The sequence below is a fragment of the Spiribacter pallidus genome, assembly GCF_040838495.1.
In the GTDB taxonomy this organism is placed as follows: Bacteria; Pseudomonadota; Gammaproteobacteria; order Nitrococcales; family Nitrococcaceae; genus Spiribacter; species Spiribacter pallidus.
On the sequence record NZ_JBAKFM010000003.1, the window covers coordinates 233,413 to 251,734 of the forward strand.

At 66.1% G+C, this 18,322-nt stretch carries 19 protein-coding genes; 14 read left to right on the forward strand and 5 right to left on the reverse strand.

Features of this window, described 5'->3' with window-relative positions:
- The first annotated feature begins 4 nt into the window (after positions 1-4).
- The 3 genes from fdh3B to V6X73_RS07525 are packed head-to-tail and all read left to right on the forward strand — an operon-like array spanning position 5 to position 1,984.
- Complete coding sequence (fdh3B, locus tag V6X73_RS07515; RefSeq protein WP_367959104.1) at positions 5-595, forward strand: formate dehydrogenase FDH3 subunit beta; 591 nt, start codon at positions 5-7, stop codon at positions 593-595.
- A 32-nt stretch (positions 596-627) separates the two neighbouring features.
- A complete protein-coding gene (locus V6X73_RS07520; protein WP_367959103.1) occupies positions 628-849 on the forward strand; it encodes a hypothetical protein in 222 nt (73 codons plus the stop codon).
- Between the two features lie 55 nt (positions 850-904).
- Positions 905-1,984 carry a formate dehydrogenase subunit gamma gene (locus V6X73_RS07525; RefSeq protein ID WP_367959102.1) on the forward strand — a complete coding sequence of 360 codons (1,080 nt, stop codon included), beginning with the start codon at positions 905-907 and terminating at the stop codon, positions 1,982-1,984.
- A gap of 77 nt (positions 1,985-2,061) precedes the next feature.
- Here the strand turns inward: V6X73_RS07525 and V6X73_RS07530 are convergent, their stop codons facing one another.
- Genes V6X73_RS07530 through V6X73_RS07550 form a run of 5 tightly spaced genes read right to left on the reverse strand, consistent with a single transcriptional unit; the run spans position 2,062 to position 7,079 of the window.
- Complete coding sequence (locus tag V6X73_RS07530) at positions 2,062-2,652, reverse strand: L-threonylcarbamoyladenylate synthase (RefSeq protein ID WP_367959101.1); 591 nt, start codon at positions 2,650-2,652, stop codon at positions 2,062-2,064.
- 5 nt (positions 2,653-2,657) lie between these two features.
- Positions 2,658-5,048 (reverse strand): DNA topoisomerase I, encoded by a 2,391-nt coding sequence (locus tag V6X73_RS07535; protein ID WP_367959099.1) that lies wholly within the window; start codon positions 5,046-5,048, stop codon positions 2,658-2,660.
- A gap of 6 nt (positions 5,049-5,054) precedes the next feature.
- Positions 5,055-5,528, reverse strand: coding sequence for a DUF494 family protein (locus V6X73_RS07540; protein ID WP_367959098.1), 474 nt, complete (start codon positions 5,526-5,528; stop codon positions 5,055-5,057).
- Positions 5,525-6,679, reverse strand: coding sequence for a DNA-processing protein DprA (gene dprA / locus V6X73_RS07545; protein ID WP_367959097.1), 1,155 nt, complete (start codon positions 6,677-6,679; stop codon positions 5,525-5,527). Before dprA ends, V6X73_RS07540 begins: the two co-directional genes overlap by 4 nt.
- Positions 6,666-7,079 carry a hypothetical protein gene (locus V6X73_RS07550; protein ID WP_367959096.1) on the reverse strand — a complete coding sequence of 138 codons (414 nt, stop codon included), beginning with the start codon at positions 7,077-7,079 and terminating at the stop codon, positions 6,666-6,668. The genes dprA and V6X73_RS07550 overlap by 14 nt, the downstream gene beginning before the upstream one ends.
- 122 nt (positions 7,080-7,201) lie before the next feature.
- On the opposite strand from V6X73_RS07550, the gene def reads away from it, so the two are divergent.
- From def to hisB, 11 genes are read left to right on the forward strand one after another with little or no spacing between them, the layout of a single operon-like run.
- Positions 7,202-7,708, forward strand: a complete 507-nt coding sequence (gene def, locus V6X73_RS07555) for a peptide deformylase (RefSeq protein ID WP_367959095.1) — start codon at positions 7,202-7,204, stop codon at positions 7,706-7,708.
- 3 nt (positions 7,709-7,711) lie between these two features.
- Positions 7,712-8,644, forward strand: a complete 933-nt coding sequence (fmt, locus tag V6X73_RS07560; protein ID WP_367959094.1) for a methionyl-tRNA formyltransferase — start codon at positions 7,712-7,714, stop codon at positions 8,642-8,644.
- On the forward strand, positions 8,637-9,932 hold the full coding sequence (rsmB, locus tag V6X73_RS07565; protein WP_367959093.1) for a 16S rRNA (cytosine(967)-C(5))-methyltransferase RsmB: 1,296 nt from the start codon (positions 8,637-8,639) through the stop codon (positions 9,930-9,932). The genes fmt and rsmB overlap by 8 nt, the downstream gene beginning before the upstream one ends.
- Before the next feature lie 7 nt (positions 9,933-9,939).
- The gene (locus tag V6X73_RS07570; RefSeq protein ID WP_367991090.1) at positions 9,940-10,488 is read left to right on the forward strand and encodes a DUF4390 domain-containing protein; all 549 of its coding nucleotides are present in this window, start codon (positions 9,940-9,942) and stop codon (positions 10,486-10,488) included.
- Positions 10,485-12,662, forward strand: coding sequence for a sensor histidine kinase (locus V6X73_RS07575; RefSeq protein ID WP_367959091.1), 2,178 nt, complete (start codon positions 10,485-10,487; stop codon positions 12,660-12,662). The genes V6X73_RS07570 and V6X73_RS07575 overlap by 4 nt, the downstream gene beginning before the upstream one ends.
- Positions 12,659-14,026, forward strand: coding sequence for a sigma-54-dependent transcriptional regulator (locus V6X73_RS07580; RefSeq protein ID WP_367959089.1), 1,368 nt, complete (start codon positions 12,659-12,661; stop codon positions 14,024-14,026). Before V6X73_RS07575 ends, V6X73_RS07580 begins: the two co-directional genes overlap by 4 nt.
- Entirely contained in the window at positions 14,023-15,399 is a 1,377-nt protein-coding gene (trkA, locus tag V6X73_RS07585; protein ID WP_367959088.1) for a Trk system potassium transporter TrkA, read from the forward strand. Before V6X73_RS07580 ends, trkA begins: the two co-directional genes overlap by 4 nt.
- A gap of 12 nt (positions 15,400-15,411) precedes the next feature.
- Positions 15,412-16,869, forward strand: coding sequence for a TrkH family potassium uptake protein (locus V6X73_RS07590; protein WP_367959087.1), 1,458 nt, complete (start codon positions 15,412-15,414; stop codon positions 16,867-16,869).
- 25 nt (positions 16,870-16,894) lie between these two features.
- On the forward strand, positions 16,895-17,206 hold the full coding sequence (locus tag V6X73_RS07595) for a tetratricopeptide repeat protein (protein WP_367959085.1): 312 nt from the start codon (positions 16,895-16,897) through the stop codon (positions 17,204-17,206).
- Positions 17,203-17,655, forward strand: a complete 453-nt coding sequence (dtd, locus tag V6X73_RS07600) for a D-aminoacyl-tRNA deacylase (RefSeq protein WP_367959084.1) — start codon at positions 17,203-17,205, stop codon at positions 17,653-17,655. The genes V6X73_RS07595 and dtd overlap by 4 nt, the downstream gene beginning before the upstream one ends.
- A gap of 52 nt (positions 17,656-17,707) precedes the next feature.
- On the forward strand, positions 17,708-18,301 hold the full coding sequence (hisB, locus tag V6X73_RS07605) for an imidazoleglycerol-phosphate dehydratase HisB (RefSeq protein WP_367959083.1): 594 nt from the start codon (positions 17,708-17,710) through the stop codon (positions 18,299-18,301).
- Positions 18,302-18,322: the final 21 nt, after the last annotated feature.

Consider the following 18,322-nt stretch of genomic DNA (forward strand, 5'->3'; position numbering starts at 1 on the left):
CAAAATGGCCCGAATGAAATTCCTGTGTGACGCTGAGCGGTGTATCGAGTGCAACGCCTGTGTCACGGCCTGCAAGAACGAAAACGAAGTGCCATGGGGCGTGAATCGTCGCCGGGTGGTGACCCTCAACGACGGCGTCCCGGGTGAGAAATCCATCTCCGTGGCGTGCATGCACTGCACCGATGCACCCTGTGCCGCGGTCTGCCCGGTGGACTGCTTCTACACCACCGATGACGGCATCGTGCTGCACGACAAGGACCTGTGCATCGGCTGTGGTTACTGCTTCTACGCCTGTCCCTTCGGCGCGCCGCAGTATCCGCAGCAGGAAGCCTTCGGCGTGCGCGGCAAAATGGACAAGTGCACATTCTGTGCCGGTGGTCCGGATGCCGATAACAGCGACGCCGAGTACACCAAGTACGGCGCCAACCGGGTCGCCGAGGGCAAATTGCCGGCCTGTGCCGAGATGTGTTCGACCAAGGCCCTGCTCGCCGGCGACGGCGATATGGTGGCGGACATCTACCGCGAACGTGTGATGCGTCGTGCTGGTCGCCCGCAGACCTGGGGTTGGGACAAGGCCTACGGAGCGGGCGTATGACGCCCGCCTCGCGCGGTAAAGAGGTTGTCGCGATGAGCCACAGTCATTCCCAATCCCATCGCCTGGTGGCCGCTGCGGTGCTCGCGATCGCCCTGCTGGGGCTGAGCGGCTGCTATGAAGATGCAGGCGAAGTCACCTTGTACGACCCCGGTGTCTACAAAGGCGAAGAAGACCCGCTTCTTGCCCGATCGGGCACCGACGAGCTTGAGGCCAAACTGCAGAACCGCTTTCAGGCCGGTCAGACCGACCGCTGATGCGGCATCGTGATTCCGCGGTGTCCTTCCGGGGCGCTGCATGGAGGATGCAGAAATGAAAGATCAGGATCACGCAAAGGCACGAAGCCGCCGGATTCACCGGCGCATCATGCTTTGGAGCCTGCTGCTCATCGGCCTGGGGGCCATGGTGGCGCCTCTGACCGGCTATCTCTTTGTCGAGATCGCCGGCGCCCAGAGCTTTGAAGAGGTCAACCCGCGCTCCGAGACCACCTGGCGGGACGTCCGCGAGGGGAACGGGGGTGTAACCACCATCCAGGGCAACGAGACCGGCGTGCTCATCCAGAATGGCGGCGAAAACTATCGCCAGCTGCGCAACGGGCCCGTCGCCAGCATCATGCCCTGGTTCATGGGCGCCGCATTGGCAGCCATCGCCCTGGTGTTTTTCATCAGGGGCCGGATGAAGATGGATCACACACCATCCGGGCGCGTCGTCCCCCGTTGGAAGCTCTGGGAGCGGGTGTTGCACTGGACCACGGCAACGCTTTTTATCGTGCTCTCGATCACCGGGCTGAGCCTGCTCTTTGGCCGGGCGGTGATGATTCCGGTGTTCGGCCCGGAGGGCTTTGCGGCCTATGCCTCGGGGGCGATGATGACCCACAACTACGTGGGGCCGTTTTTCACCATCTGCGTTGGCATCATGGCGCTTGCCTGGGCCTGGCATAACATCCCCAACAAGACCGACCTCGAGTGGTTCAAGGCCGGCGGCGGCTTTCTCAAGGGCGCACACCCGTCGGCGGGTCGGATGAACGGCGGCGAGAAGGTCTGGTTTTGGTTCATCGTCTTTGTCGGCGGTGCGGTCTGTGTGACCGGTGTGGTGCTGGACTTCCCGATCTGGGGCCAGACCCGCGAGACCATGCAGCAGGCCCAGTTGGTCCACGCCGTGGCAGCCATTCTCTGGGTCAGTCTGTTTTTTGGTCATGCCTACATCGGCACCCTGGGCACCGAAGGGGCCATCGACGGCATGACCACCGGCTATACCAGCGTCGAGTGGGCCAAGCAGCATCACGATCTCTGGTACGAAGAGGTCAAGGATCAGGAGATCGATGCCGACGAGATTGGCCTGACCAAGGGCGTTGCCGTCAACCGGGACTCGGGCGCGCCGACAAGCGGCTGAAAGCGGCTGATCGAAGCCCTCGGCCGTGACGGCGGGGGATTATCAACGGCCGATGCCCGGGCGGGATCGGCCGTTTTTTATGGGCGCTTGGCGGGTGCCGGCGCGGCGGCCCGCAATACACGACCGGTTGCGGCGTCGCGGATTTCGGACGGCCCCCGTTGGCCCCCGAGCGGTCCCGGCAGCAGCCAATCCAAATTGACCCCGAAGTCTTTCATGACCTGCCAGCGGCGCTTGCGCGCCGGACGGCCCGAGAAATTGGCGCTGGTCGAGACAAGCGCCGTTCCCGCCGCACGGCAGAGGCTGATTACCGGCGTATGATGGGTGACGCGCACGGCGATGGTGGGGCGTCCGCCGGTCAGTATTGCTGGCAGATCCGGAGCCGCTTCCATCACCCAGGTCACCGGGCCGGGCCAGGTTTCCGCCAGGCCCTGACGGACGGACGGACGGGTCGGCCAGCGCACCAGCCCGTCGAGCTGGTCCATGCCAGCAGCGATGACGATCAGGCCTTTCTCGCTGCCCCGGCCCTTGAGTCGGATGATCCGCCGGATGGCGGTCTCGTTGAGCGGGTCGCAGCCAAGCCCCCAGACGCCTTCGGTGGGGTAGGCGCCTACGCCGCCGGCAAGGATCTGGTCACGGATGCGGCGTAGCCGCACGGCAGACGGCGTCATGGCGGCTAAGAGGCGGACTGCCGCTTGCTGCGCGAGCCGGCCTTCTTGCCGCCACTACGGCTCCGTCCCTTAGGCTCGGGGGCCTCGGCGATCAGTGCCGCGCACTCGTCGCGACTCAACTCGGCGGCGTCCCGGTCCTTGGGTACCCGGGCTCGCTTGCGGCCGTCGGTGATGTAGGGGCCAAAGCGCCCCTTCATCACGGTCAGCGCGCCATCGTCAAAGGACTGGATCGTGCGCTTGGCGATGTTTTCCTTTTTCTCTTCCACCAGCTCCAGTGCCCGATCCCGGTCAATGGTGTACGGGTCGTCGTCTTTTTTGAGCGACGCGAATTGATCGCCAAAGCGGACATACGGACCGAAGCGGCCGATGTTGGCGCTAAGGGGCAGGCCATCCGGCGTTGTCCCCAGATCCCGCGGCAACGTGAAAAGCGCGAGCGCCTCGTCCAGGCCGATGGTATCGATGCTCTGACCCGGCCGCAGGCTGGCGAATCGGGGCTTTTCCTCATCCTCGCGGGTGCCGATTTGCACGAATGGGCCGTAGCGCCCCAGGCGGGCGGTCACCGGACGGCCGCTCTTGGGGTCGGTGCCCAGCTCGCGGGCTTTCATCACCTCGCCACGCGAGACCTGCTGCTTTTCTTCGACCCGCTCGCGGAAGGGCTCCCAGAATTCGCGCAGCACCGGCACCCAGTCGTTCTCGCCACGCGAGACCGCATCGAGCCGGTCTTCGAGCCGGGCGGTGAAGTCGTAGTCCACGTAACGGTCGAAATGCTCGGTGAGGAACTTGGTCACGACCCGTCCGGTATCGGTGGGCTTAAAGCGCCGGTTTTCCAGAGTGACGTAATTGCGCGCCTGTAGCGTCGAGATGATCGACGCATAGGTGGAGGGCCGACCAATGCCGTATTCCTCGAGGGCCCGCACCAGGCTGGCCTCGGAGTAGCGCGGTGGCGGCTCGGTAAAATGCTGTTCCGGCCGCAGTGCGGTCATCGGGATGCGATCGCCCTCGGCAAGCGGCGGCAGGATCTTTTCACCGCCATCGGCGGCGCCATCATCCTGGCCTTCGTTGTAGACCGCCATGAATCCCGGATCGCGGATGGTCGAGCCGCTGGCGCGGAAAATCGCCGTCTGGCCCGCTGCCAGGTCCACCGAGACGGTGTCGATGGTGGCGTGGATCATCTGACAGGCCACCGTGCGCTTCCAGATCAAATCGTAGAGCCGGTACTGGTCGTCGCTGAGCGAGGCCTTGAGCGACTCCGGGTGCCGGGCCGCGTCGGTCGGACGGATCCCCTCGTGGGCCTCCTGGGCGTTCTTGGCCTTGGTTCGGTACTGATGCGGGCTCCTGGGGAGCTTATCCTCACCAAAACGATCGGCGATCACCCCGCGCAGGCTCTGGATCGCCTCCTGGGAGAGGTTGACTGAGTCGGTCCGCATGTAGGTGATCAACCCGACGGTGCCGCTGCCGGTGTCCACCCCTTCATAAAGCTGCTGAGCCACCCGCATGGTCTGTTGCGCCGAGAAGCGCAGCTTGCGCGAGGCCTCCTGTTGCAGCGTCGAGGTGATAAACGGTGGCTGTGGGTTGCGGCGGCGCTGCTTTTTCTCGACCCGGGTGACCTCGAGCATCCCCCGGCCCGACTCGGGCAAGGGCTCGCCCAGGGGGGCATTCGCGGGGGCACCGGCGGCTTCCAGGATACGGCGGCCCGCATCGCTGGCTGTCGCCTCATCGGTGATGGTGAACTGCTCGACCTTGGTGCCGTCCAGTTGCTGGAGACGGGCCACGAAGGGCTGGGCCGACTGCAGTAGATCCGCCTGGATGCTCCAGTACTCTTTGGGGACAAAGGCCTCGATCTCGAGCTCGCGCTCGACGATCATGCGCAACGCCGGCGACTGGACCCGGCCTGCCGACAGCCCGCTGGTGATCTTGCGCCACAGCAACGGCGAGAGGTTGAACCCCACCAGATAGTCCAGCGCCCGTCGGGCCTGCTGGGCATTGACCAGGTCGTTCGACAGCCCCCGCGGATGCTCGATTGCCTCGCGGATGGCATCGCGGGTGATTTCGTAGAACACCACCCGGTGGACCGGTTTGTCTTCGAGGATGCCCCGGTCGCGCAGCAATTCGTAGAGATGCCACGAGATGGCTTCGCCCTCGCGGTCCGGGTCCGTCGCCAGATACAGAGAATCCGCCTTGCGGGCGGCCTTGGCGATGGCATCGACATGTTTGGCGTTGCGCTCCACCACGGTGTAGTTCATGGCGAAGTCCTGTGCCGGATCCACGGCGCCTTCCTTGGCCACCAGGTCGCGCACATGGCCGTAGGAGGCCATCACCTCGAAGTCGCTGCCGAGGTATTTGTTGATGGTCTTCGCCTTGGCCGGCGACTCGACGATTACCAGATGGTGGGCCATGGATCCTCAGTGTGTAACCGGGTTGGGGCTTTCAAAGAGCAGATTCTCCATCCAGGCACAGGCTTCCTCCTGTCCCGGTTGACTGAACAGCACCATTAAAACCACCCATTTGAGGGTGTCCAGATCGATGGGTCCCTCGTCCAGTGCCATGAGCCGGTCGATCACTACTTCACGATTGCCCGGTGTCAGGATGCCGATCTGCTCGAGATACAGAATGAAACCCTGACAGTCCGCATCCAGCCGCATGGTCTCGGCGGGGGTGTACACCCGCAATGCGGTCGGTCCATGACCCAGCTCGGGCATGCTGCGATGCTCGGCCAGGGCGTCGATCCAGTTGAGCGCATCGTGGACCCGCGAGCGGGTAAAGCCCGCGCCCAGCAACTCGGCCTCGATGTCATCGCGGTTGGGATCGACCTGGACAGCGTCGTGGAAATAGTGCTCGAACAGGTACATGAGGATGTCGAACACGTTTTCTTTCATCCGCCTGCCCGATGCCTGATTCGCGTGTAACGGCCGCCGTGACTGCTCTCGACGTACCCGTACATTTCCAGGCTCAGGAGCATGGAGGAAAGGATATCGGGCGTCAATCCGACCCGCTCGGCCAGGATGTCGAAGCCAATCGGGTCATAGCCCATGGCATCCAGCAAGGCGCCATAGGCCGGATCCTCATCGATCCAGTCACCGCCCCCGGCGGCGCTGGCATCAATGGCAAGGGCATCGGCGGCAGCCGTCTTTTGAAGATCCACCCCCTGGACGTGACGCAGCTCGTCGACCACATCCTGTGCCGCTGTCACCAGCTTGGCCCCGTTCTGGATCAGCTGGTTGCAGCCCCGGGCCAGGGGGCTGTGAATGGAGCCCGGAATGGCGAACACCTCGCGGTTTTGTTCCACGGCCCGTTGGCTGGTCTGAAGGGCGCCGCTCTGGGCACCCGCCTCCACCACCAGCACACCCACGGACAACCCGCTGATCAACCGGTTGCGACGCGGAAACAGCCCCCGGTCCATGGGCGTGCCGGTGGGCATCTCGGTGATCACCGCGCCCTGCTCGGCAATGGCATGCGCAAGGCCGTGGTTGTCGCGCGGATACAAACGCTCAGGTCCGGTGCCCATCACCGCGATGGTCTGGCCGCCCGCATCCAGGGCGCCGCGATGGGCGACGGCATCGATCCCGAGGGCCAGGCCGCTGGTGATGACAAGCCCGGTGGCGGCCAGATGCCGGGCAAAATCCGCGGCCGTATCGCTGCCGCTCTGCGAGGCGTTGCGGGTGCCGACCATGGCGAGCTGGGGCTCGCCCAGGGCCTCGAGCCGACCACGGACGAAGAGCACCGCCGGCGGGTCGGCGATATGTCGCAGCTGGGCGGGATAGGCCGGATCTGCCAGGGTGAGGATATGGCGGTCGTCGGCCGCTTCGAGCCAGGCCAGATCCTGGTCGACCCCCGCCTGGACGGCCTGCTGCCCGGCAACGGCTTCGGCAATCTTCTCGTCAAGACCGCGTCGACGGCCCTCCGGCGGGGTGGCCGCCAGATAGGCCGCCGGCTCTCCGAAGGCCTCGAGAATGGTTTGAAAGGCCACCGGGCCGATGCCGGGGAGTCGCCAGGTGGTCAGCCAGGGGCGCAGTTCATCGAGATCCATGGGGGGTCGGCCTGTCCTCTACGATTGCCAGCAGCGCATCACCGGGTCGCACGGCGCGCTGCGCCGACTCTACCCGAAGCAGGGCAGGCTCGCCGCTGCGCAGGACCCGAGCGGTGCCCACCAGGATGCTGAGCCGTTGTTGGAGGCGGTGGATCGGCCGGGTCTCCAGCGGTGGCCCCGGTCGCAACAGGTAGTAGCGCTGCGCACGGCGCCCGGCAAGGCCGTGGGCGAGGATCCGGTCACCGGGGCCGCTGAGCATGCGTCCCGCCTCGCCGGTGAGCACTCGAGGCATGGCTTGCTCCTGGGGGAATACCACCGGGGGTTGGGCCGTGGCGGTGGGCGCCAGGGCCAGACCGGCGATGAGCAGAACGATCAGGATGGACATTCGCTTGGTTGCCATTGGAACTTCCCTGTTGTGTCAGGCAGTTACTGGTGGTTATGCCGTCGGTTTGGCTATACTGCGGGCCTGATCCGAATACGCGAGGCTAGCAACGGCGAATTGCGGCCCTCAACGGAATATCCATGGCAAAACGCGAAATCCTGCAGTATCCCGATCCACGGCTGCGTACGACCGCTCAGCGGGTCGAGGTGATCGACGAGCGGGTCCGGGCGCTGGTCGATGACATGTTCGAAACCATGTACGACGCCCCGGGCATCGGGCTGGCGGCGACCCAGATCGATGTCCACGAGCGCATTGTGGTGATCGACATCAGCGATGCCGGCAACGCGCCGCAGGTGCTGATCAACCCAGAGATCATCGAGCGCACCGAGCGCTGCGACGTGGCCGAGGAGGGGTGTCTGTCCATCCCGGGCTATGCCGATGATGTGGAGCGTCCCATCGAGTTGCGACTGCGGGCGCAGGACCTCTCGGGCGAGGTTTTTGAGATCGAGGCCGATGGGCTGCTCGCACGCTGCATCCAGCACGAGGTCGATCACCTCGAGGGGCGGCTTTTCATCGACTATCTCTCGGATCTCAAGCGCAAGCGGCTCCGCCGGCGGTACGAAAAACTCGCCCGGCAGCACGCCTGAGTGATGCGCATTGTCTATGCGGGAACGCCGCAATTCGCCGTGCCCGCGCTGCGTCGGCTGATCGACGGCCCGCACACCATCGCCGCTGTCTACACCCAACCGGATCGGCCGGCGGGCCGGGGACGTCGGCTGACCGCCTCGCCGGTCAAGGCCCTGGCCAGTGAACATGATCTGCCGGTGCAACAGCCCGCTCGGTTGAGCGGGGCGGCCGAACAGGCGGTCCTGCGTGATCTGGACGCGGATGTGATGATCGTCGCGGCCTATGGCTTGATCCTGCCGCCGGCGGTGCTGGCGATCCCCCGCCACGGCTGTTTGAACATCCATGCCTCGCTGCTACCCCGCTGGCGGGGCGCGGCCCCGATCCAGCGAGCCGTCGAGGCCGGAGACCGCGAGACCGGCGTGTGCTTGATGGAGATGGCGGCCGGACTGGACACCGGGCCGGTGGTGGCCCGGCGCTCGACGCCCATCCGTGGTGAGGATACCGCCGCCAGTGTCCATGACCGTCTTGCCGAGGCCGGTGCCGCACTGCTGGTGGAGACACTGGATGACTGGGCGGCGGGGCGTTGTCCGGCGGTCGCCCAACCGGCAACGGGCATCACCTATGCCGAGAAGATCACCACCGACGAGGCCCGGGTGGACTGGCGGCAGCCGGCCGAAGTGCTGGCGCGCCGCATCCGTGCCTTCAATCCCTGGCCCGTGATGCGCTGTGGCTGGGCCGGGACCACCCTGAAGCTGTGGTTGGCCGAGCCGTTGAACGAAGTGGATGCCGATGCGCCACCGGGGACGGTGCTGAGCGCCGATGCACAGGGCGTCGATGTCCAGACCGGGTCGGGGGTGCTGCGGCTAAAACGCGTCCAGGCCGCCGGCGGGCGAGCCCAGGATGTGGATGCGTTCCTGCGCGGTCATGGCCTTCAGGCAGGCGAGCGGTTTGACTGATTCACGGCTTGTGGCCCTTCAGGTGCTCCTGGATGTGCTCGACAAGGGGCGTTCGCTCGATGCCGCGCTGGCCGGGCGCGAGACGGTGTTCTCCGAACCCCGGGATCGGGCCTTTTGCCGAACGCTCGCCTATGGTGTGCTGCGTGAGCACCGGCGGCTCGGGGCGTTGCGCGACCGGCTGCTGGCCAAGCCACTGCGCCGGCGCGATCAGGACTTGGCGCTGGTTCTGGAACTGGGGCTCTTTCAGCTCATCCACCTCCATACTCCGCCCCACGCGGCGGTCTCTGAAACCGTCGCCCTGACCCGGACCTGTCACAAGGCCTGGGCGGGCAAGCTCGTCAACGCGGTGCTTCGGCGTTTTCTGCGCGAAAAAACGGCGCTGACAGCCCGTGTCGATCGCACGCCGGCGGTGGCGGCCTCGCTGCCGGACTGGCTCTACCAGCGTCTGGCCACCGACTGGCCGCAGCAGCTCGAGTCTTTGCTCGCCGCCCAGAACCAGCATGCCCCGATGGTGTTGCGGGTAAACCGCCGCCGGTCCACCCACAAGGCCTACCAGGCGCGGCTGGCTGAGGCCGGCCTCGAGGCCCACCCGCTGCCCGGTTTTGCCGATGCCCTGGTGCTGGCACAGCCGACGCCGGTAACGGATCTGCCCGGTTTTGCCCAGGGCGATTGTTCGGTGCAGGACGGCGCCGCGCAGTTGGCCGCGGATCTGCTCGACCCCGCCGCGGGTGACCGGGTGCTGGATGCCTGCGCCGCGCCGGGTGGCAAGGCCGCGCACCTCCTCGAGCGGGCCGATGTGACGCTGGTGGCGCTGGATAGCGACCCATCCCGGCTGGAGCGCCTGGATGCCACACTCAAGCGGGTCGGTGTCGGTGCCCGGTCGATGGCCGCCGATGCCGCCGAACCCTCGAGTTGGTGGGACGACCAGCCCTTTGACCGCATCCTGCTGGATGCCCCGTGTAGCGGCAGCGGTGTCATCCGTCGCCATCCGGATATCAAATGGCTGCGACGCGCCGAAGATATCGCCCGGCTGACCGCGCTGCAGGGCCGGCTGCTGCATGCTCTCTGGCCGTTATTGCGACCCGGCGGGCGACTGGTCTACGCCACCTGCTCGGTCCTCGAGGCCGAGAACGAGGCGCAGGCGGCGGCTTTTGCCCGGGGACGGGACGATCTGCGGGTGGTCGAGCCGACGCTTCCCGTGGGCACAAGGCTTCGTTACGGTCAGCAGATCCGCACCGGCGAGTCCGGGGTCGATGGCTTTTACTATGCCTGTTTTGAAAAACACTGAACCGACGGTGGGCCGATGGATCCATCTGCTGTGGCTGTTGCTGGCGGTCATGCCGGCGATGGCCAAGGCGGATTTCCGTGTCCTCGAGCTCTCGCCCCGCTTTGAAGAGGGGGTGCTGGTGGCGGATGCACGGCTTGATTACCGTCTGACCGCGCCGGTGGTTGAAGCCCTCGAGAGCGGGGTGTCGGTGGTCATCTCGCAGACGCTGCGGCTGCAGCGCCTGCGCTGGTGGTGGCGTAACGCCCGTGTGGTACTCCATGAGCGGCGTCATCGGCTTCAGTACCATGCCATCTCGCGACGCTATGTCCTCACCCGGCTGGATACCGGCGAGAGCCGGAGCTTTCGCAATCTCGATGCCCTGCTGTTGCGGCTGGGTCGGGTCGAGGCCTGGCCGGTGATTGCCGGAGACCGGCTGGCGGGGCACAAGCGCTATCGCCTGGGCCTGTCCACGGCCCTCGAGACCGACCCCCTGCCCCGGCTGCTGCGCACCCGGGCGCTGATCGACGACCAATGGCAGATCGCCAGTGGCGTTCGCTACCAACAGGTGGCGCCATGATCCGCTGGCCGTCCCAGGGGCTGTTGCGAATCGGCCTGAGCATTCTGCTGGTGCTGTCGTTGTACCTGCTCAGTGCGGCGACCGAGAACTCGGCGCGCTTTGGCCAGCTCTATCTCTGGCTGCTGCTGCTCAACGGCCTGGTGCTGGTGGTGCTGCTGGGGGTGATCGGCAACAACCTCTGGCGGCTGATTCGTGCGGTGCAGGCACGAGAGGCGGGCAGTCGGCTGACGCTGCGATTGATGGCGCTTTTTGTGATGTTGGCCGTGGTCCCCGGGACGATTGTCTATGGGTTTTCGATGCAGTTTCTGCAACGCGGTGTGGATAGCTGGTTTGATGTGCGGGTGGAAAACGCCCTCGATGATGCGCTCGCCCTCTCGCAGGCCTCGCTCGATCAGCGCATGCGCGATATGCAGCAGCGACTGCAGGAAGCCGCCCGGGAGCTCAGCGATGTCGACGAGCAAATGGCGCCGATCACCCTGGGGGATCTGCGCGTGCGCACCAATGCCTCGGAGCTGGCGTTGCTGGGCGAGAACGGCCGGATCATCGCCGCCAGCAGCGTAGACACCGCCAATATCCTGCCCCATCGGCCCGAAGAGGGCATCCTTTTGCAGCTGCGGCAGGGCCGCCCCTATGTGGGGCTCGATCCCATCGAAAACGCCGGTTTGCATATCCGCGTCCTGGTGCCCGCCCCCGGCCCGGACGGGCCGGGCAGCAACCGGGTGTTGCAGGGGCTCTTCCAGGTCTCGCCGCGGATCAACGACCTCGCCGATGAGGTGGAAACCGCTTTTAGTGAATATCGCGAACTGGCTTATCTGCGCGGGCCGCTCAAGGACAGCTTCAGTCTAACCCTGTCGCTGGTGCTGCTGCTCTCGCTGCTCTTTGCGGTCTGGTCGGCCTTCTATCTGGCCCGTCGGCTGGTCGCACCGGTCAGTCGGCTGGCCGAGGGCACGCAGGCCATGGCCGCTGGGCAGTACGGCAAGCAGCTGCCGCCCGGGGGCAATGATGAGCTGGGTTTTCTGGTGCGCTCGTTCAACGAGATGTCGCGCCGTGTGGCCGAGGTCCGCGATGCCGCCCGACAGAGCCGGGATCTGGTCGAATCGCAACGGACCTACCTCGAGACCGTCCTCGGCCGGCTCTCCTCGGGGGTACTGGCGCTGGCGCCGGATGGCAGCCTGCGGACCTTCAACCAGGCGGCCTCGGACATCCTGGCGGTGTCCCTCGAACAGGGGGTGGGTCGACCCCTGGCGGCGCTGGTCCCGGACCATCCCAATTTTGAACCGTTCGTCGAGCTCATCGGCCGCCATCGCCAGCTGCCCGACGGCGAGTGGCGCGCCGAGCTGGCCATCGACACCCCGGATGGTCGGCGTTCGCTGATCTGCAGTGGTGCGCGTCTGCCCGGCGAGGGCGACCGGGGTGGCGAGGTCATCGTCTTCGATGATGTCACCACCCTCATTCAGGCGCAGCGTGATGCGGCCTGGGGCGAGGTCGCGCGGCGCCTCGCCCACGAAATTCGCAACCCGCTCACGCCCATTCAGCTGTCCGCCGAACGCCTCCAGCACAAGGTCGGTGATGGGCTGTCCGAAGACGAGGCCGCATTGCTGCAGCGCTCCACGGAGACGATCATCCACCAGGTCGAGGCCATGAAGGAGATGGTCCAGGCCTTCTCGGAATATGCCCGTCCACCGACGCTGCAACCCCAGGCGCTGGATTTGAATGCCCTGGTCCGGGAGGTGGTCGAGCTCTACCGCAACGAGACCGCCCGGCCATGGTTCGAGTTGCAGCTTGCAGACGGGCTGCCCCGGCTCGAGGCGGATCCGGGGCGGTTGCGGCAGTTGCTCAATAATCTGCTGCGCAATGCCATCGAGGCGGCAGGCGGCGAGTCCTGCCGCATTTCGGTGACCACCGCCGCCGGCCAGGGCCGCTTTGACGGCATGATCGAGCTGCATATCCATGACAACGGCCCGGGTTTTGCCCCCGAGATGCTCAGTCAGCTGTTCGAGCCCTACGTCAGCAGCAAGCCCCGGGGCTCGGGCCTTGGGCTTGCCATCGTCAAAAAGATTGTCGAGGAGCACAATGGCACGATCAGTGCCCGCAACACCGATGAGGGCGCCGGGATCAGCGTGCGGCTGCCGCGCCGGGCAGCCGGTGATGCCCGGGCAGGAGACAAGCCATGAGCAAAGCGTATGTGCTGGTCGTCGATGATGAGCCGGATATCCGCGATCTGGTCCGCGAGATCCTCGAGGATGAGGGCTACGAGGTGGCCACCGCCGAGAGCGCCGAGGCCGCCCGCGAGCAGCTGCGTGAGCGCCGCCCCGAACTGGTCCTGCTGGATATCTGGATGCCCGGCGAGGACGGCATATCGGTGCTCAAGGCCTGGGCGGCGGCGGGTGAGCTGAACTTTCCGGTGGTGATGATTTCGGGCCACGGCACCGTCGAGACCGCCGTCGAAGCAACCCGCCACGGCGCCATTGATTTTGTCGAAAAGCCCCTGTCCATGGGCAAGCTCCTGGCCACGGTCGAGCAGGCCCTCGCCCAGCATCCGGCAGCGCCCCGCCCTGCCCCGGTCACGCCGGTGGGCCGCAGCACGTTGATGTGTGATCTACGCGAACAGGCCGAGCGGACCGCCGCCGGCGATAGCTGGGTGCTGATCAGCGGTGAGCCCGGCAGTGGTCGTAAATGCCTGGCCCGATACATCCATGGCCTGAGTGCCCGGCGCAACGGACCGCTGGTCGAGGTCGCCGCGGGGACCATTGCCGGCTCCAGCGCCGCCGAAGAGCTGTTCGGCCAGGAAATCGCCGGCGCGACGCGCACCGGGCGGCTCGAGGCCGCCGCCGGCGGGACGCTGGTCATCGATGGGCTGACCGACCTGGATGCCGAGGCCCAGACACGACTGGCCTCGGCGATCGACGCCGGCGGCTTTCAGCGGGTGGGTGGCTCGGCCCAGGTGCCGCTGGATGTGCGCATGATCGCCATCACCCGCCATGATCCCGCCGACGCCGTCGCAGCGGGGGCATTCCGTCAGGACTTGTGCTACGCACTCAGCGTCATCCCGCTCGAGGTGCCGGCGTTGCGGGCCCATGCCGAGGACATCCCCGAGCTGGTGCGGTTTTTTGTCGACGGGATGGTCGAGGCCGAGGGGCTGAAGTACCGGCGCTTTACCGTGGCGGCCCAGAACCGTCTGCGCCACCACGACTGGCCGGGCAATGTTCGCGAGTTGCGCAACCTGGTGCAGCGGTTGCTGGTGCTCGGTGATGGCCTGGATATCGATGTCGACGAGGTGGAGGCCGCGCTGGCCACCGCGGGCCCGGGCCAGGCGGACGCCGGGTGGCCGCCATCGATCCCGCTCGAGTTGCCTCTGCGTGAGGCCCGCGAGCAGTTCGAAAGGGCCTATCTGCAGCAGCAGCTCGAGCGTGCCGGCGGCAGCGTTGCCGGGCTGGCCCGGCTGGCGGGCATGGAGCGGACCCATCTTTATCGCAAGCTGCGCTCGCTGGGCATCGACCCGCGCGAGGGCAGCGAAGCCGGCGGGGGCAGGGCATGAAGATCATCATCCTGGGCGCCGGTCAGGTGGGGGGCACGGTCGCCGCCAACCTGACCAGCGAAGACAACGACATCACCGTGGTGGATCGGGATCCGCAGATCCTGCAGGGGCTGCAGGACCGGCTCGATCTTCGCACCATCGCCGGCCACGCCACCCACCCCGAGGTGCTCCAGCGCGCGGGCGCCGATGATGCCGACATGGTGATCGCGGTGACCAACTCGGACGAGGCCAACATGGTGGCCTGTCAGGTTTCGGCGACGCTTTTCAACACACCCACCAAGATCGCCCGGGTGCGGTCGGTGGCATACCTCTCGCATCCCCAGATCTTTGCCCCGGATGCCCTGCCCATTGATGTTCTGATCAGCCCGGAGCAGTTGGTGACCCAGTATGTCCGGCGGCTGATCGAGCACCCCGGCGCGCTGCAGGTCATGGATTTTGCCGACGGCCGGGTCCGGCTGGTGGGTGTGCGCGCTTACTACGGCGGGCCGCTGGTGGGCCAGGAACTGCGGACGCTGCGCGAGCACGTCCCCGGCGTGCAGACCCGGGTGGCGGCCATCTACCGTCGCGGCAGCGCCATCATCCCCGAGGGCGATACGGTGATCGAGGCCGGCGACGAGGTCTTTTTTGTCGCCGCCCGCAAGAACATCCGCGCGGTCATGAGCGAGCTGCGTCGGCTGGACAAGCCGGTCCGCCGCATCATGCTGGCCGGCGGCGGCAACATTGGCACCCGGCTGGCCCAGTCGCTCGAGATGCACTATCAGGTCAAGATTATCGAGCATGACACCCAGCGCTGTCGGGCCATCGCCGATGACCTCAGAAAGACCATCGTGCTGCGGGGCGATGCCGCCGACGAGGACCTGCTGCTCGAAGAGAACATCGAAAACACCGATGTGTTTTGTGCGCTGACCAATGATGACGAGGCCAACATCCTCTCGGCCATGCTGGCCAAGCGTCGGGGTGCGCGGACGGTGATGGCGCTGATCAACCGCGCCGCCTATGTCGATCTGATCCAGTCCAGTGACGATATCGATGTGGCCATCTCGCCGCAGCAGGCAACCATCGGCAGTCTGTTGGCGCATATCCGGCGCGGTGATGTGGCCGCGGTCCACAGCCTCCGACGCGGGGCGGCAGAGGCCATCGAGGCGGTGGCCCATGGTGATGCCGGCAGCTCGGATGTCGTGGGCAAGCGCATCGATCAGATCCGCCTGCCGCGGGGGACGACCATCGGCGCCATTGTGCGCGGCGACGATGTGGTCATGGCCCACCACGATACGGTCATCGAGCCCGAGGACCATGTCATTCTCTTTCTGGTTGATAAATCCCGTCTGGCCGACGTCGAGAAGCTTTTCTCGGTGGGGACGGGCTTCCTTTAGGGGCCAAAGCCAATGCATCCCGATGCCGTCCAGCGAGTCCTTGGCGTATTGCTGATGGTCTTCAGTGTCACGATGCTGCCACCGGCGCTGTTGTCGATGGCGGTGGCGGACGGCGTGGCAACGGCTTTTTTCCTGACGTTTGCGTTGCTGCTCGGGCTGGGGGGACTGCTCTGGTTGCCGGTTCGCCAATCGCGGCGCGAGCTGCGGACCCGCGACGGGTTTTTTGTAGTGGCGATGTTCTGGGTGGTGCTGGGGGCCGCCGGCGCGGTGCCCCTGGTCCTTCAGGATGCGGCGGCGTTCTCGTTGGTGGATGCCTTATTCGAGAGCGTCTCGGGCCTGACCACCACCGGTGCGACGGCCATTGTCGGCATCGATGATCTGCCGCTTTCCATCCAGTATTACCGCCAGCAGCTGCAATGGCTCGGGGGCATGGGGATCATCGTGCTGGCGGTGGCTATTCTGCCCATGCTCGGCATCGGCGGCATGCAGCTTTATCGGGCCGAACTGCCGGGACCGGTCAAGGATGCCAAGCTGACCCCGCGGATCGCCGAGACGGCCAAGGCGCTGTGGTACATCTATCTGGGGTTGACCGTGGTCTGCGCCCTTGCCTACTGGGCGGCCGGCATGAGCCTTTTTGACGCCGTCAGTCATGCCTTTACCACCATCGCCACTGGCGGTTTTTCCACCCACGATGCCAGCATCGGCTATTTTGACAGCGCGCTGATCGAGATGATCGCCGTGGTCTTTATGATCATCTCGGCGCTCAACTACTCGCTGCATTTTCTGGCCTGGCGCCGCATGAGCACCGAGCCCTGGCGTTCCGACCCGGAACTGGTGACCTTTCTGACCCTGCTCGGTGTGGTGGTTTTTCTGGTCATGGGCGGGCTTTTGATCTACCAGGCCGCCCATAACCTGCCGCTCACCGAGACCTGGCACCATGCCATCTTCCAGGTTGTCTCCTTTGCCACCACCACCGGCTATACCACCGCCTCGTACTACGTCTGGCCGGCGTTTCTGCCCGTACTCCTGCTCTTCGTGGCGGTGATGGGCGGCTGTGCCAATTCCACCTCCGGGGGGTTGAAGGTCATGCGCGTGCTGCTGTTGTGGCGCCAGGGCGGCCGCGAAATCCTCCGGCTGATCCATCCCCAGGCGCAGATCCCGGTCAAGGTAGGCGACCGGGCGGTCAACGAGCGGGTTATCGACGCGGTCTGGGGGTTTTTTGCCGCCTATGTGGTGTTGTTCATCTTTTTGATGCTGCTGATGCTCGCCATGGGGCTTGACCAGATCACGGCGTTTTCGGCGGTGGCATCCGGTCTGGCCAACCTGGGGCCGGCGCTGGGTGAGGTGGCGGCCAACTTCGCCGCTGTCGGTGATGGCCCCAAGCTGGTGATGTGCCTGGCGATGATCATGGGCCGGCTAGAGATCTTCACCCTGCTGGTGCTCTTCACGCCGGCGTTCTGGCGGCGTTGAGCCCGGGATTGCTAGCCTGTGGGCCATGGATATCAACGCACTCCGCAAGATGATCGAGGGTGGGCGCGACGGGGCGATGCCCCGCCTGACGCTGGGTGAGGCGATGGCCCGCGAAGGCCAGACCGAAGCGGCCGTTGTGCACCTGCAAAAGGCCATCGAGTTCGACCCCGACTACTCCGCGGCCTGGCGCTCGCTGGGGCGTCTGCAACTCAAAGCCGGTGATATCACCGCGGCGGCGGAGACATTCCGCCAGGGGCTGGCGGCGGCCCGCCGCCGCGGCGACATGCAGATCGTGCGCGAGCTCGAGGTGCGGCTGAAGCGACTGGAAGGCCAATGATCGGCTTGCTCCAGCGGGTCACGCACGCCGAGGTGCATATCGCGGGCGAATCGGTGGCGGCCATTGGCGAGGGGCTGCTTGTGCTTGTCGGCGTCGAACGCGGAGATGACGCCGCAACGGCGGGACGGCTGCTCGAGCGTCTGCTCGGTTACCGGGTCTTTGCGGACGCCGCCGGGCGCATGAACCGAAGCCTTGCGGATACCGGCGGCGGTCTGCTGCTGGTGCCCCAGTTCACGCTGCTCGCGGATACCCGCAAGGGGTCGCGGCCCGGGTTCTCCGGGGGGGCGGATGCCGCTGAGGCGCAGTCGCGCTTTGCCGAGCTCGAGGCCGCCGCCCGGTCGCGGCATTCGCCGGTGGCCGCCGGGGTGTTCGGCGCCGATATGCAGGTGAGTCTGTGCAATGACGGGCCGGTTACGTTCTGGCTGCAGGTACCGCCCCGCGAACCCTAGCCCCCGGGCGTGCTATTCTGCGCGCCGTTATCAGCCACCGCGCGGCCCACCGATGAGCGAACGTCAAGCAAGCATCGAGCGCAATACCCTCGAGACCCGCATCCGCCTGTCTCTGGATCTGGACGGCACCGGCAGCGGCGAGCGTCACACGGGGGTGGGGTTTTTCGATCACATGCTCGATCAGCTGGCCCGGCACGGGCTGCTGGATCTGACGATCGCCGCCGACGGCGACCTGCAGGTGGATGCCCACCACACGGTCGAGGATGTCGGCATCGCCCTGGGTCAGGCCTTTGCCGGGGCGGTCGGCGACAAACGCGGCCTGATCCGGTATGGACACGCCTATTGTCCGCTGGACGAGGCATTGGCGCGGGTTGTGGTGGACCTCTCGGGTCGGCCCGGGCTTTTCTTTCGGGCCGATTTTCCGGTCGCCCGGATCGGCGAGTTCGATACCGAACTGGTGCAGGAATTCTGGCAGGGCTTCGTCAACCAGGCCGGTGTGACACTGCATATGGATGTGTTGAGCGGCGATAACGCCCATCACATGGTCGAGGCGCTTTTCAAGGCCGCGGCCCGGGCGCTGCGAGCGGCCTGCAGCCGGGACCCGCGCCTGGGCGACGATCTGCCCTCCACCAAGGGGGCGCTCTGAGTACGGCAAACGGCGGGCGAC